General features: G+C 51.1%; 11 protein-coding genes. 8 read left to right on the forward strand and 3 right to left on the reverse strand.

Annotated features, from left to right (window positions below):
- The first annotated feature begins 40 nt into the window (after positions 1-40).
- Positions 41-2929, forward strand: a complete 2889-nt coding sequence (gcvP, locus tag EHT25_RS27395; protein ID WP_124878556.1) for an aminomethyl-transferring glycine dehydrogenase — start codon at positions 41-43, stop codon at positions 2927-2929.
- Between the two features lie 85 nt (positions 2930-3014).
- Here gcvP and EHT25_RS27400 read toward each other — a convergent pair whose 3' ends face one another.
- Positions 3015-5246, reverse strand: a complete 2232-nt coding sequence (locus EHT25_RS27400) for a TonB-dependent receptor (protein WP_229311815.1) — start codon at positions 5244-5246, stop codon at positions 3015-3017.
- A gap of 513 nt (positions 5247-5759) precedes the next feature.
- Between EHT25_RS27400 and EHT25_RS27405 the strand changes: the two genes are divergently transcribed.
- The 3 genes from EHT25_RS27405 to EHT25_RS27415 all read left to right on the forward strand — a co-directional run bounded on the left by EHT25_RS27405 (position 5760) and on the right by EHT25_RS27415 (position 8914).
- Positions 5760-6272 (forward strand): RNA polymerase sigma factor, encoded by a 513-nt coding sequence (locus tag EHT25_RS27405; RefSeq protein WP_124878557.1) that lies wholly within the window; start codon positions 5760-5762, stop codon positions 6270-6272.
- A gap of 254 nt (positions 6273-6526) precedes the next feature.
- Entirely contained in the window at positions 6527-7999 is a 1473-nt protein-coding gene (gene crtID, locus EHT25_RS27410; protein ID WP_124878558.1) for a bifunctional phytoene desaturase/3,4-desaturase, read from the forward strand.
- Between the two features lie 78 nt (positions 8000-8077).
- Positions 8078-8914, forward strand: a complete 837-nt coding sequence (locus EHT25_RS27415; protein ID WP_124878559.1) for a phytoene/squalene synthase family protein — start codon at positions 8078-8080, stop codon at positions 8912-8914.
- 52 nt (positions 8915-8966) lie between these two features.
- Here EHT25_RS27415 and EHT25_RS27420 read toward each other — a convergent pair whose 3' ends face one another.
- Complete coding sequence (locus EHT25_RS27420) at positions 8967-9389, reverse strand: hypothetical protein (protein ID WP_124878560.1); 423 nt, start codon at positions 9387-9389, stop codon at positions 8967-8969.
- 382 nt (positions 9390-9771) lie between these two features.
- On the opposite strand from EHT25_RS27420, the gene gatB reads away from it, so the two are divergent.
- The 3 genes from gatB (at position 9772) to proC (ending at position 13343) form a co-directional block, all read left to right on the forward strand.
- On the forward strand, positions 9772-11271 hold the full coding sequence (gene gatB / locus EHT25_RS27425; RefSeq protein WP_124878561.1) for an Asp-tRNA(Asn)/Glu-tRNA(Gln) amidotransferase subunit GatB: 1500 nt from the start codon (positions 9772-9774) through the stop codon (positions 11269-11271).
- A gap of 72 nt (positions 11272-11343) precedes the next feature.
- Positions 11344-12432 (forward strand): TlpA disulfide reductase family protein, encoded by a 1089-nt coding sequence (locus EHT25_RS27430; RefSeq protein WP_185731510.1) that lies wholly within the window; start codon positions 11344-11346, stop codon positions 12430-12432.
- A 107-nt stretch (positions 12433-12539) separates the two neighbouring features.
- On the forward strand, positions 12540-13343 hold the full coding sequence (gene proC / locus EHT25_RS27435) for a pyrroline-5-carboxylate reductase (protein WP_124878563.1): 804 nt from the start codon (positions 12540-12542) through the stop codon (positions 13341-13343).
- Between the two features lie 76 nt (positions 13344-13419).
- Here proC and purB read toward each other — a convergent pair whose 3' ends face one another.
- Entirely contained in the window at positions 13420-14760 is a 1341-nt protein-coding gene (purB, locus tag EHT25_RS27440) for an adenylosuccinate lyase (RefSeq protein WP_124878564.1), read from the reverse strand.
- Between the two features lie 154 nt (positions 14761-14914).
- Here purB and EHT25_RS27445 point away from each other — a divergent pair, with 154 nt between their 5' ends.
- The gene (locus EHT25_RS27445) at positions 14915-15640 is read left to right on the forward strand and encodes an MIP/aquaporin family protein (RefSeq protein WP_124878565.1); all 726 of its coding nucleotides are present in this window, start codon (positions 14915-14917) and stop codon (positions 15638-15640) included.
- Positions 15641-15648 lie beyond the last annotated feature (8 nt).

Here is a 15648-nt window from a genome sequence, read left to right on the forward strand (position 1 = left end):
TTTGTATTTACTTCTGCCCATATTGCACCGACTTTCATCAATGAAGCTCAATCTCAGCTATCAGGAACGTTTCGAAGACCGTCACAACGGTGCCGACGTTTCCCAAACGAATGCCATTCTGAAAACCATCGGCGTTGCGTCGTTGGATGAACTCATCAACCAAACGGTTCCGGAACTTATCCGGCTTGAAAAACCGCTCGATCTGCCAGTTGCCAAATCGGAACACCAGTTTCTGGCCGATTTCAAAAAACTCGCTCAGCTCAATAAAATCAATAAATCCTACATCGGCACGGGTTATTACGACACCATCACGCCGAACGTCATTTTGCGCAATATACTGGAAAATCCGGCCTGGTATACTGCCTATACGCCTTATCAGGCAGAAATCGCGCAGGGCCGTCTGGAAGCCCTGCTGAATTTTCAGACGGTAGTGATCGACCTCACCGGTATGGAAATTGCCAATGCATCGCTGCTCGACGAAGCCACGGCTGCGGCCGAAGCCATGCACGTGCTGTTTGCCCAGCGTCCGGCGGCCAGGAAAAACGCCATGACTTTTTTCGTGTCGGAACGATGCCATCCGCAGACAATTGATGTGATCAAAACCCGTGCTACGCCCCTGGGAATCCAGGTTCGGGTAGGCGATCACCAGCAGGTAACTATCACCGGCGACGATTTATTCGGGATGCTGGTGCAGTATCCGGCTTCCGATGGCGAGGTGTTCGACTACACCGATCTGATTGCGGCCGCTCACGAACAGAACATTTTTGTAGCGGTGGCCGCCGATTTGCTGAGCCTGACGCTACTGACTTCGCCCGGCGAAATGGGAGCGGATGTGGTCGTTGGTTCTTCCCAGCGATTTGGTGTTCCGATGGGCTACGGTGGTCCGCACGCGGCTTTTTTCGCGACCAAAGAAGCCTTCAAACGGCAGATTCCGGGCCGGATCATCGGCGTTTCGGTGGACGCGCAGGGAAATCCGGCCTTGCGGATGGCCCTGCAAACCCGCGAGCAACACATTCGCCGGGAAAAAGCGACTTCCAATATTTGCACGGCGCAGGTGCTGTTGGCCGTTATGGCGGGCAGTTATGCGGTTTATCACGGTCCGCAACGGTTGCGGTCGATTGCTGAGCGAGTGCATGGCCTGACCAAATTATTTGCCACTTTGTTACGCTGGAATGGCTATAAAATCCAGACGCACAACTATTTCGACACGGTTACGATTGAAGCCGATGACGTGGAATCGCTGCGGAAATCGGCGCGGACGGCGGGTGTCAACCTGCGGTATCTGGACGATGAGCGGGTGAGCGTTTCCTTCGATGAAGCCAAAACGATCGATGATGTAAGGCAGCTATTAGATGTTTTCGGGGTTTCCGGCGATCTGGATGCGGCTGCCGAAACACTGTCTATTACCTGGCCGGAACGACTAATCCGTCAATCGGCGTATTTAACCCACCCGGTTTTCAATACGCACCACACCGAGCACCAAATGCTGCGGTATTTGAAGTCGCTGGAGGAAAAAGACCTCTCGCTGGTCCATTCGATGATTTCGCTCGGTAGTTGCACGATGAAACTAAATGCAACCGCCGAAATGATTCCGGTAACCTGGCCGGAATTTGGCAATTTGCACCCGTTTGCGCCGAAAGATCAGGTGCAGGGGTATCATAAACTGGTCGAAGACCTGAGCAAGTGGCTGGGTGAAATCACCGGTTTTGCGGGCATTTCGCTGCAACCGAACTCCGGCGCGCAGGGCGAATACGCCGGTTTAATGGTGATCCGGGCGTATCACGAAAGCCGCAACGACGGCCACCGGAATGTGTCGCTGATTCCGTCGTCGGCCCACGGCACCAATCCGGCCAGCGCCGTCATGGCCGGAATGAAAGTCGTGATCGTGAAATGCGACGAACGCGGCAACATTGACGTCGCCGATCTGCGGGCGAAAGCCGAGCAATACAGCAACGACCTCTCGTGTCTGATGGTGACGTATCCATCGACGCACGGCGTTTTTGAGGAAACCATCAAGGAGATTTGCGAGATCATTCACGAACACGGTGGACAGGTGTACATGGACGGTGCCAACATGAACGCGCAGGTCGGTCTGACCAGCCCGGCGACCATCGGAGCCGACGTTTGTCACCTGAACCTGCACAAAACGTTCTGTATTCCGCACGGCGGTGGTGGGCCGGGCATGGGGCCGATTGGTGTCGTTGAACACCTGATTCCGTTTTTGCCGGGTCATGCGGTGGTCGAAACCGGTGGCAAACAGGCAATTCACGCGGTTTCGGCGGCTCCCTACGGATCGGCGAGCATCCTGACCATTTCGTATGCGTACATTGCCATGATGGGGGGGGACGGTTTAACCAATGCAACCAAAACCGCTATTCTGAACGCCAATTACCTGAAAGCGAAGCTGGAAGAACATTATCCGATTTTATACACCGGAAAAAATGGCCGTTGCGCCCACGAAATGATCGTTGATTGCCGACCGTTCAAAGCCGCTGGCGTGGAAGTGGAAGACATTGCCAAGCGGTTGATGGACTACGGTTTTCACGCCCCGACGGTTTCGTTTCCGGTGCCGGGAACGATGATGATCGAGCCGACGGAATCGGAATCGAAAGACGAACTCGACCGGTTTTGCGACGCCCTGATCAGCATCCGGGCCGAAATTCGGGAAGTAGAAGAAGGCCAGGCCGATAAAGCCAACAATGTTCTGAAAAATGCGCCACACACCGTTAGTGTGTTCATCGCCGACCAGTGGGATCGCCCCTACAGCCGCGAAAAAGCCGCTTTTCCGCTGCCGTATGTGAAAGCCCGTAAATTCTGGCCGAGCGTCAGCCGGATTGATAACGCCTACGGTGACCGGAATCTGGTCTGTGCGTGTTTGCCGGTGGAAGAATATGCCACGGAAGCGGTGGAGACAGAAACTGCTTCGTAGTTTTAAAATAAGTCAACAAAAAAACCGTGCCTGTGGAAATGGGCGCGGTTTTTTGTTCTCCTGAAATCAGCCTTTCATTTACGCCCTAAAATTTCCATTTCAGCCGCACCGAAACGTTCCGGCCCGGATCATCGGCGTAATACCGGAAACGGTTCAGGTAGTCGCGGTAAACCGTATTGAACAGGTTATTGACGGTAAGCCCGACGTCGATCTGGTGGTTTTTGGCAACCGGCACTGCAAAACCGGCGGTCAGGTTCCAGAGTGAATAGGCGGGCGGAGGGGGCAGAAAATCGCTGTTGGCCGAACGCGGCCCGGCCGGCACCCGGTTTTGCCGCGCGACCCACAGATTGCCAACGCCCGCGTAAGCGTCCCGCCATTTGCCCACCTTGCCGAAATCATACCGCAACCCGTTTTCCCAACGGTTGGGGGGCGTCATCACGATGGGCTGATTGAGCCGCGTATCCTGAACATACAGCAGCGACAGCTTGGACGTTCCGCTCAGTTTCGGGAACAATTCCGCCTGAATGCCCGCATCCATACCCGCATACAGCGCGTCGGTTTGGGTGTATTTAAACGACGGAAAAGCGCCCCGGATGGTCAGGATCGGTTCGGCCTGCGGTTTCAGATAAATGTAATTCTGAATTGTATTGTAGAAAAAACCGACTTCGGTCTGGACGCGCTTGCCGGAATAATTCGTGCTAAGATTCAGGTTATAAGCCACTTCGGGCCGAAGATTTGAGTCACCAAGCTCGTAAGCCGCCGCGCCGTGGTGAACACCGTCGCTGAACAATTCACTCACGTTGGGCGCCCGCCAGGACGTTCCGGCATTGAAACGCATCGACCACTGATCGGACACGGAAAACGTCGCTCCCAGGGTTCCCGAAAAATTCTGAAAGACGTAAAGCGGTTTTTGCAGCACTTTGTTTTCGTACCGGAACACCTGCATGTGGCGGTAATCGTAGCGCAACCCGGCTTCATATTCCCAGCGGTTTTGCTTCAGTTTTTCAATCCAGAAAATACCGGCGTTGTAGGTCCGGAAATTCGGAATCAATGGGCGGCCATTCATAATATTGTATTGGTAAAAACCGCTGATGCCCAGGCTTCCGGTCAGTTTATCGGCAATGGGTTTGTGTTCAAAAACGAGATCGCCGGTATACGTCGTCAGCCGAAACCGGAGTTCGGGACGGTTCAGAGCCGCCAGCGAATCATTTTTGGGTCGGTGCAGGTCATATTCCATCCGGTCGTCGAACTGCCGGGCCAGCGTCAGGCTCAGGTCACCGCCAGCAACCGGTTTCCAGTCGGTTTTCCACTTCAATAAATCGTGCGAGATTTGCTGATAGGGCCGTCCGATGGTATACGAAAAACCGGATTTGACAAAGGGCTCGCCGTTTTCCAAAACCGCCTGCAAGTCCGTTAAACTCCCGATGTGCGAGCCGGAAAAGATGCCGATCTGGCTGTTAAAACGGCTGTAATAGATTTCGGACCGAAACCGCGCGGCCCGGTAGCCCATTGCCGCCGAGAAATTCTGTTCGGAAATACCGGTATTGTCGAGGTAATAATTCGGCGTGCGCACATTTCCGCCCCGCTTGATCGTTCCCTGCACCCGCCAGCCGAAGCCTTTGCCAAAACCGCCTTCGGTTTGCAGCGAAGCCACGCCCTGACGACCATTGGTAAACCCGACCAGATTCAGTTCGCCATGTACGGTTTTGGTGGTGGGTAGGGGAGCAGGTTCCACCAGAATCACCCCGCCGATGGCATCCGAGCCAAAGCGAACGCCCGCAGCGCCTTTGATGACGGTCATTCGGTTTGCCACAAACGGATCGATTTCCGGCGCGTGTTCCGAGCCCCACTGCTGGCCTTCCTGCCGGATGCCGTTGTTCAGAATCAGGACGCGGTTGCTGTGCATGCCGTGGATCACCGGTTTGGCAATCGATGAGCCGGTTTGTAGCGTGGTGACGCCCGTGATGGTCCGCAGGGCGTCGCCGAGCGATTGGCCGCGGGTTTGATCGAGGGTTTTTCCTTCCAGTTGTGAAACCGTCTGGCTGCTCAGGGCTTGCGCTCGTTGCGCCGTTACGTTCACATCTTTCAGGTGAATATCGTCTTCGGTTAGCAGCACGTTTTGTTCCGAAGTGTGTACCAGCGTCACCGACTGGGAAATTTCGCGATACCCCAGTATCCGACTAATCAGCGTATATTGTCCCTGACACAACTGATCGATTCGGTAATGGCCGTCGACGTCCGTAACGGCTCCTTTCTGCAATTCTTTTATAATAACAGCCGCGCCGGGAATTGGCTGACGACTCTCTTTGTCTAACACAACGCCTTTAATAAAACAGTCACACGACTCCTGCGCGAAAGTGGGGCATAAAATGCACACCAGCAGTAAGGTATGTAAATAAACAAAACGGATATGGTTATTCGTATTCACTTTCAGGTAATTACCAAAATATAATCGATTGCAAAAATAAAATTTTTTGCAACGTAGTTGCAAAATCTGTCCATTTAATTGTGTGATCGGTCAGTAATTTCGCTTCATAGAAAGTGCGTGAAAAGCTTGTTTGTGTATTTTGTTTAACTAAATTTGGAAAAGATTAAACAAAGTGTGGTGCACGATTCCACACCCTGTGGTATTTTTTCCACAACTTGTTCTTTGACACCGTTTGGCACACTTGTCCCGCTCGCTCGGTTGAATATTTATAAGTTATTGAATTTCAGTTAGATAAATCTTGATTTTGCCGGTTTGTAAAATTGATTTGCGGGTTTGGTTACATTGTTGACTATCTGTTAGGCAGACAAGGTTCAACAAAAACGACTTAACGACTTATAGATCATGACAGCACTTGAATTTACCTACAACATCGGCAAAGTTTCAAAGTCGCTGAAGCCATTTGCTCTCCGTTTGACGAAAGATGTTGAAGATGCAAATGACTTATTGCAGGACACTTTATTGAAAGCGTTTACAAACCGCGATAAATATACCGATGGTACCAACCTGAAAGCCTGGTTGTATACCATCATGAAAAATACGTTCATTACCAATTACCAACGGATGGTGCGCAAAAACACGTTCATCGATACGACGGACAATTTGCACTACATCAATTCAATGGACAGCAGCACTGACAATACCGCTTATTCGTCGTTCGCACAAGACGATATCAATCGGGCCGTCAATGCACTGGAAGACACCTACCGGACGCCGTTCATGATGCACTTCCGGGGTTTCAAATACCACGAAATTGCTGCCCGGCTGGACATTCCCATTGGAACCGTTAAAAACCGCATCCACATTGCTCGCAAAGAGCTGAAAGATAAATTGAAAGTGTATGCCTATCAGGCATAACCAAGAGAAAAGAGGATAGACAAGAGAATAAAGACTACTTCATTTTGTACTTGTCTTTACTCTCTTGTCTAACTTCTAACCTCTCAAAAAGACATTGATTGAGTAGTTTTTGGTTAAAAAAGAGGAAGGTTCCGAAAAGTTAGATGGTTTCCGTCTAACTTTTTTGGTTAGCGAGAAGACGGATTTTTCAATCCGTCTTTTTTGCGTTTATTACCCGGCAATTAGGAGTTTGGTTGGGGACAAAAATGTTCTATATGTCTAAAAAAGCAATTGTTATTGGGGCTGGGTTTGCCGGTTTATCGGCGGCTACCAGCCTGGCCGACAAAGGATTCGAAGTAACGGTTCTGGAAAAAAACACGCAGGCGGGCGGGCGCGCCCGGGTGTTTGAGCAGAACGGTTTTACGTTCGACATGGGCCCCAGCTGGTATTGGATGCCTGATGTCTTTGAAACGTATTTTGGCCGGTTTGGCAAAAAACCGGCGGATTATTACAACCTGGTTCGGCTCGACCCGTCGTATGCGGTCATTTTTGGCCCCGACGATGCCGTGAGTCTGCCCGCCGGAATTGAAAAGTTGCAGGCGGTTTTTGACGAAATGGAGCCGGGCGCCGGTCGTCGGTTGCTCGATTTTCTGAAACAGGCGGCTTATAAATACGATGTCGGGATCAATCAGTTTGTCTGGAAACCGAGTCGGCGGGTTTCGGAATTTATGAGCCTGCAACTACTCAGCGACGTACTGCGGCTGGATGTGTTCCAATCGTTTGCGAGCCACGTTCGTAAATACTTTAGCAACGAACGGTTGTTGCAGTTGATGGAATTTCCGATTTTGTTTCTCGGAGCCACACCTGCCAACACACCGGCGATGTATAGTCTGATGAACTATGCTGAAATTTCGATGGGCACCTGGTATCCGATGGGCGGCATGCACGAGATTGTGAAAGCAATGGTGAAACTGGCCGAGGAGAAAGGCGTGACGGTTTTATTGAACCATCCGGTCAAACAAATTAGTGTAACAAATGGTATTGCCAACAAAGTCGAAACCTATCAGGGAACGTTCGAGGCCGATGTGGTGGTGGCCGGAGCCGATTACCAGCACGTCGATAGCCAGTTGCTGACGCCGGAATACCGGAATTACGACGATCGGTACTGGAACAGCCGGGTGCTGGCGCCATCGTCGTTGCTGTTTTACCTGGGAATCGACAAACGGGTGCCGCGTTTGCAGCATCACAATCTGTTTTTCGACGAAGATTTCGGGCTTCATGCGCTCGAAATTTACGAAAAACCGCAATGGCCGACCAAACCGCTGTTTTACGTTTCGGCACCCTCGAAAACTGATCCGGGCGTGGCTCCGGCGGGAATGGAGAATTTATTTATCCTGATTCCGGTGGCTCCGGATCTGAACGACCCGGACGAAACGCGCGAACGGTATTACAACATTGTGATGGAGCGGCTGGAAGCGTATGTGGGCGAAAGCATTCGCGATCACGTGATTTTTAAACGAAGTTACGCCCATAGCAATTTCATGGCGGATTACCACGCCTTTCGGGGCAATGCCTACGGGCTCGCGAATACGTTGCGCCAGACGGCGATTTTAAAACCGGGCCTGAAAAACCGGAAGGTCAACAACCTGTTTTACACCGGTCAGCTTACGGTTCCGGGGCCGGGCGTACCGCCGTCGTTAATTTCCGGGCTGGTGGTGGCCGACGAGGTGGCGAAGGAATTTGGGTGATTGATTTTAGACAAACAAGACTACTAATAGCTGATCCGGCGATGAATGCGCGATGGTTCAGCCCAGCAAAAAACGTTTATGATCGAGTTATTTAATCGAAGTGCGTTAGAATGTAGCAAGCTGATTACGGAACGGTACAGTACTTCATTTACGCTGGGGATCAAGACCTTGAATCGGAAATTTCATTTTCCGATTTATGCCGTTTACGGTTTCGTGCGGTATGCTGACGAGATTGTGGACACGTTTTACGACCACGATCAGAAGTACCTGCTGGACAAATTTAAAAAAGATACCTACGAAGCCATTGAAACCGGAATCAGTCTGAACCCGATTCTGCATTCGTTTCAGAGCGTTGTCAGAACCTACAGCATTGATCGGAAATTGATCGATGCGTTCCTGAAAAGCATGGAAATGGATCTGTATTGTAACGAATACACGGACAACAGTTACCAGGAATACATTTACGGTTCGGCGGAAGTAGTGGGGCTGATGTGTCTGCGGGTGTTTTGCGAGGGCAATTTGGCGATGTTTGACCGGCTGAAAGAACCCGCGCGCAAGTTGGGAGCGGCTTTTCAGAAAGTAAATTTTTTGCGCGACCTCAAGAGCGATTATGTCGATCGGGGCCGGATTTATTTCCCCGGTGTCGATTTTAACGATTTTACCAAAGACACCAAGCAACTCATTGAAGAAGATATTCAGCGGGATTTTGATGAAGCCTATATCGGTATTCTGAATCTTCCGCGTGGGGCCCGAATGGGCGTTTATCTGGCGTATACATATTACCAGACGCTTTTCAACAAAATCAAACAGGTTCCGGCATCGCGGATTCAGGAGGAACGGGTGCGGGTACCGGACCTGAAAAAGATCGCGTTGCTGGCGCAGACCTACATGCGGTTTCGCTGGAGCGGGATGTAAAAACAACGGCCGGACTCTTTCGCATCCGGCCGTTTCGCTGGAATACCGGTTTTTAATTCCGGGCAAGAATGACTCGGTTGGACTTGGTCTTGATATCAAACTTCTGCGCGATCCGGGTTGCTCCCGAGCGGATTTCAAAACCGTAGGTTCCGTCCTGCAAAGTTGAAAGGTCGAATGTGGTGATGCGAAGTGCGTGGTGGGAATACGTATTCGCAAATAAAACCTGCCGATCGCTGCTGACAATAAACACATCGACGACGTCGTGCAGGACCAGTAGCGGCTGCGTAACTTCGAGCCGGAATCGCAGGTTTCCCACTTCTTTAAAAGACAACTTCATCGCGGACTCCGTTTTCGCATTTTCGCTAATCGCTTCCGGGGTTTGAGCACGGGCAGAATTCAGTAGAAACAGACCCGTCAGCGCCAGTACCAACAGGGCCGGTTTCCGGTTTTTCAGAATGTAAATTTTCCTTTTCATGGTTGTATTAAGTTTTGGTAAACGGACAAAGTACAATTGGTTAATTTGGTAAATAGCTCAGAATACATATTTAAAATATTGAAAATAAATTTATAACTTATTTGAATACAATGTGTTGTCGAAAAATTCAGTTTGTAAAAGTTGTTTTTATAATCATCGTTTATATCGGAATTAGTCAATAAAAACCGGTTTTTTACAAGTACTCCTCTGAATAGTGAAATGAGATTTTAACCGTATCTTTGCGGATTAATTACCTTATAGGGTTTACGGTTTTCAGTATACGGTTTTCAGTGGCTAACGCATTCATAGATCAGCGTGTGCCAGCTATCGAAAACCGTATACTGAAAACCGTAAACCAGGCTTTTACTTAAGATTTTGCTTCATGGTTTCTGAAACGGCTGAAAAGGCGGTATCCGCAGCGGTACTGGCGAAATACGAACTGGTGATTGGTCTGGAAGTTCACTGTCAGCTCCTGACGGCAACAAAAATCTTTGCCGCCGATTCCAACCAGTTCGGCAGCGATCCGAATACCAACATCAGCGTCATCACGCTGGGGCATCCGGGCACCTTGCCCAAACTCAACCGCAGGGCCGTCGAACTGGCGGTTCGCATGGGAGTAGCCTGTCAATCAGCGATTACGCAATACAATGTCTTTGCCCGCAAAAACTATTTTTATCCCGATCTGCCGAAGGGCTACCAGTTGTCGCAGGATAAAACACCGGTTTGCGTCGGGGGCCGGGTGCCGGTGAAATTCAAGGACGCCAGCGGGCAGTTGGTCGAAAAAGCGGTTTTTCTGCACCACATTCACCTGGAAGAAGACGCCGGAAAATCGATTCACGACGGCGACTGGCATACGTCGCTGGACTACAACCGCGCCGGAACGCCCCTGATCGAGATGGTGACCGATCCGGTGATTCGCAGCGCCGAAGAAGCGGCTGCCTACCTGACCGAAGTCCGGCGGCTGGTTCGGTACCTGGATATTTGCGATGGCAATATGGAAGAAGGCTCGCTGCGTTGCGACGTTAACATTTCGGTGCGCTTGTGGGGCGAAGAGGAGTTTGGAACGAAAGTCGAGATCAAAAACATGAACTCCATCCGCAATGTGCAGCGGGCGATCGAAACCGAGTTACGGCGGCAGGTCGAAACAATTGAAAACGGCGGAACGATTGTGCAGGAAACCCGCATGTTCGACGCCAATACCGGCCTGACGCACGGCATGCGGATGAAGGAAACCATGAACGACTACCGGTATTTTCCGGACCCGGATCTGAGCCCGGTTATTATTTCGGACGAGTGGCTGGCCGCCATTCGCGCTCAAATGCCCGCGTTGCCAAAAGAGCGGTTTGAAAAGCTGCTGAATCACTACGGTTTGCCGGAATACGACGCGACTTTGATCGCCGATGTAAAAGAGCTGGCGGATTATTTTGAAGCGGTTTGTCAGCAAACGACGAATTACAAGGCAGTTTCCAACTGGATCATGGGTCCGGTGAAAGCGCATTTGACCGAGAAAACGCTGCGCGATGGTCAGTTTTCGCTTTCGGCCGGAAAACTGTCGGAACTGATTAATTTAGTAGATTCGGGAAAAGTCAGTTTCTCGACGGCCAGCCAGCGGATTTTTCCGGTTTTGATCGAGCAGCCGGAAAAGTCGCCGGAACAGGTGGCGCAGGAACAGAATTTACTCCAAAACAGCAATACCGATGCATTGCAAACGTTGGTAAATGAGGTGCTGGCGGCCTGGCCCGATAAAGTGAAAGAGTACAAAAAGGGTAAAAAAGGACTGCTGGGCCTGTTTGTCGGCGAAGTAATGAAAAAATCGAAGGGCAGCGCCGACCCGAAATTGACCAATGAATTGCTCCAAAAAGCATTGTCGTCTCCGTTATAACAGTCAGGGAAAATGAAAACAAATCGGATTGGATTCGTCGTTTTAATGGGATTGGCCCTACCAGCAGCTGTTTTGGCCCAGACTGCCGGCAACGAATTTACGGTAAGCGGTACGCTGCAAAATGCCAAACCGGGCAGTAAAGCGTATCTGGAAACCAACGAACAGATTTCAAGAAAGATCGACTCCGCCCAAATCGACGCTTCGGGAAAGTTCGCCCTGAAAGGCCGCGAAGTGAACGGCGGAAGTTTCTACAAACTGAATCTGGGCAACGGGCAGGTTTCGAGTCTGTTGGTGGAAGGTGGTGAAAATCTGACGGTTACGGCCGATGCCAACGACAAAAGCAAATGGCAGATAACGGGTTCTACCAATATGGAGTTCTACCCGAAAATTGTGGCCATCGACACCGAAATGCGGGAAAAACACAAGGCTTGGCAGAAACGGGCCGCGGCAGCTGCGCAGAAGGACGATTTCAAAGCCGGTCAGGCCATTGACCAGGAGGTCGTCACCGCAAATCAGAAAGTGATCGAAACCGTCAAGACGATGATTCCGCAGATGGGTACGGCGAGTGTGGCCATGATCGCCCTGAAATACCTGGATCCGAAAGACCATTTTGCCCTGTATGAGTCGCTGGCGCAAAAGATGCAGGCAGCCAACAAAACCGGGAAGCAGGCTACGGCGTTTATCGAGTTTGTGAAATCGATGAAGGCGGAGCAGAGCGCACAAGCCAATCAGGTTGCGGTGGTGGAAGGCGCAACGGCACCGGATGTTACGCTGGAAAACGCGGAGGGCAAGGCCATTAGCCTGTCGTCGTTACGGGGTAAATACGTGCTGATCGATTTCTGGGCATCGTGGTGCGGGCCGTGTCGGCAGGAAAACCCGAATGTGGTCCGGATGTATAACAAATACAAGGAAAAGGGATTTGAAGTATATAGCATCTCGCTCGACGACAGCCGGGACAAATGGCTGAAAGCCGTTCAGACCGACGGCATGATCTGGACCAACGTGCTGGGGAAAAAGAACGGAGCTTCGCCCGTAGCCATTCAGTACTCGATTCAAGTCATTCCGACTACTTTTTTGCTGGATAAAGAAGGCCGAATCATCGCCAAAAATCTCCGTGGCCCGGCGCTGGAGCAAAAGCTTGGCGAAATCCTGGATAAATAAGCAAAAGTTTACGGTTTTCAGTTTACGGTGGCTGGCGCACGCTTTTAGAATGCGTCAGCCTACCGAAAACCGTAAACTGAAAACCATAAACTGAAAACCCACTAAAAATGAAAATTGCTATTGTCGGTTGCGGCAACATGGGCATGGCCTTTGCCAAGTCCTTTTTGCAGTATGATCTGGTAAAAAAAGACGACCTGCTATTAATTGAAAAAAGCGCTGACCGCTCCGAAGCGTTAAAAGCCGAAAAAACCGGGGTCGTGGTCGATACGATCAGTGCCCGCATTTCAGATTCGGATTTGATTATCCTATCCGTTAAGCCTCAGGATTTCAGTAGTTTACAGGAAGAATTACGAAAAGCAATCCAGCCGCAACAGGTCATTCTATCGATCATGGCCGGGATTCCGATTGCGGCCATTCAGGAGAAATTGAGCCATCGGCTGGTGATCCGCGCGATGCCGAATACGCCCGCTATGCTGGGAATGGGCATTACCGGTTTTACGGCGGCAAAAGAAGTGGATTTGAACAATTTGCGGAAAGTCGAAAACCTGATCAACGCGACGGGCCGTTCGATTTTTCTGGAAGACGAAGCCCTGCTCGATGCCGTCACGGCGCTGAGCGGCAGCGGCCCGGCCTACTTTTACTACCTCGTCAAAGGGATGGTCGAAGCCGGGAAGCAAATGGGCTTTGATGATTCGGTGGCTTCGCTGCTGGTGAAGCAAACGATGCTGGGCGCTTTCCACCTGATCAACAATGCCGACAAATCACTGGACGACCTGATCAAAGCCGTGGCTTCCAAAGGTGGAACGACCGAAGCTGCGCTGAAACGCTTTGAGGAAGGCGGTTTATCCGACACATTGATTGCGGGGATTAAAGCCGCCCAAACCCGGGCCACGGAACTGAGCAAATCGTAAAACCCTGTCAACGGTCGTAGACCCTGACAGCGGTTTAGTAATTTATTTCAAACTCTAAATTCAGCCGCTGTCAGGGTTAGATTCCGGTATAGCTATACGGTGTAATTGCCCGCAGTTCGGTTTTTACCGACTCTGAAACATTCAATCCATCGATAAACCGGGCAATCGTTTCGGCAGTGATTTTTTCGTTCGTGCGGGTCAAATCCTTTAGCGCTTCATACGGTTTAGGATACCCTTCGCGCCGGAGAATGGTCTGGATGCCTTCGGCGACCACGGCCCAATTATCCTCCAGATCGGCCTGAATTGCGGCTTCGTTCAATTGCAGTTTTCCCAAACCTTTTAAAAGCGATTTCAGCGCGATGACCGAATGCGCAAACGGAACGCCCAGATTCCGCAACACCGTGGAGTCGGTCAAGTCACGTTGCAGCCGCGAAATCGGCAATTTCGCTGAGAGGTGCTCAAACAGTGCATTGGCAATGCCCAGATTTCCTTCCGAATTTTCGAAATCGATCGGATTGACTTTGTGCGGCATGGCCGACGATCCGACTTCCCCGGCTTTAATCTGCTGCTTGAAGTAGTTCATCGAAATGTAGGCCCACATGTCACGATTCAGATCGATCAGGATCGTATTCAGCCGCTTAAACGCGTCGAGCGTTGCCGCCAGCATGTCGTAATGCTCGATCTGGGTGGTGTTCTGGCTGCGCTCCAGACCCAGTTTTTCGACAAAACCGTCGCCGAACGATTTCCAGTCAATGTCGGGATAGGCTACGTTATGGGCGTTAAAATTGCCGGTTGCACCCCCAAATTTAGCTGCGGCCGGAATGTCGGTTAGCATAAAAAGCTGTTTTTCAATCCGTTCACAAAAAACCATGATTTCTTTCCCCAGCCGCGTGGGCGACGCCGGTTGGCCGTGGGTGCGGGCCAGCATCGGTACGGTTTTCCATTTTTCCGCCAGTTTCTGCAATTTCATGAAGACCTCCCGGTATTGGGGTTCAATCTCGGTTTCCAGCGCATCGCTCAGCAACAGCGGAGTCGCGGTGTTGTTGATGTCCTGCGACGTCAGTCCGAAGTGAATGAATTCCAGGTGGTCGGCGATGTTGAGATCGGCCAGTTTCTCCTTGATGAAGTATTCGACGGCTTTGACGTCATGATTGGTTTCGCGCTCAATCTCTTTCACCCGCAGCGCATCGGCTTCCGTAAAATTCTCATACAGCGCGCGTAATTTCGGAAAAACCGCCGGGTCGATGTCTTTCAGTTGAGGAAGCGGCAGTTCGCAGAGTTCGATAAAATACTCGATTTCAACCCGAATGCGGTAACGAATAAGTCCCCATTCCGAAAAATATGGGGCCAAAGATTCAATCTGACGCCGGTAACGGCCATCGATGGGAGAAAGTGCGGAAAGCGCGGAAAGTTGCATAGGCGAAAAAAGAAACCGCAAAGTTAACGGAACCACTCGAAACCATTCTCCAGAATAATTAAAATTCCTGTATATTGGCGGCTTTATGACAGAACAAATATTTTATTGACTTTATAAGGCTTTGTGCTTTTCCTAAACCCACTCATTTAGTTCTATGCAACTTTCTCCCTTCCTCGGTGAACTGGTTGGCACCATGATATTGATTTTATTGGGCGATGGCGTTGTCGCAAACGTGGTATTGAAGAAAACCAAGGGAGAGTCGTCCGGCTGGATTGTCATTACCACCGGCTGGGCATTTGCCGTGACGTTGGGCATATTCGTTGCCAAGGTGTTTGGAAGTATCGACGCCCACCTGAATCCGGCTGTCACGGTGGCTTTCGCCGTTGCCACCGGCGATTTCAGCAAAATGGCCAGCTACATTCCCGCTCAACTCATCGGGGCATTTTTAGGGGCAGTCCTCGTATGGCTCCAGTATTTGCCGCATTGGGCCGCCACGCCCGATCCGGGGGCAAAACTGGCGGTTTTTTCCACCGACCCGGCTATCCGTCACCCAACGGGTAACCTGATCAGCGAAACCATCGGAACCATCGCGCTCATCATCGGCATTGCCGGAATTTCGGCCAAAGCCCTCGGAACGATTGCGATTGGGCTGGGACCGTACCTGGTCGGGGTTCTGGTCTGGAGCATTGGCCTTTCATTGGGCGGAACGACCGGTTACGCCATCAATCCCGCCCGCGACCTCGGTCCGCGCATTGCCCATGCGATTCTGCCGATTCCCGGGAAAGGTTCGTCGGACTGGGGTTACGCCTGGGTGCCCATCGTTGGCCCGATTATCGGTGCGGTTTTAGGCGGTTTGCTGATTCGCTGGTACGCCTTGTAAAGGCGGTT

This window comes from Larkinella rosea (assembly GCF_003858635.1).
In the GTDB taxonomy this organism is placed as follows: domain Bacteria; phylum Bacteroidota; class Bacteroidia; order Cytophagales; family Spirosomataceae; genus Larkinella; species Larkinella rosea.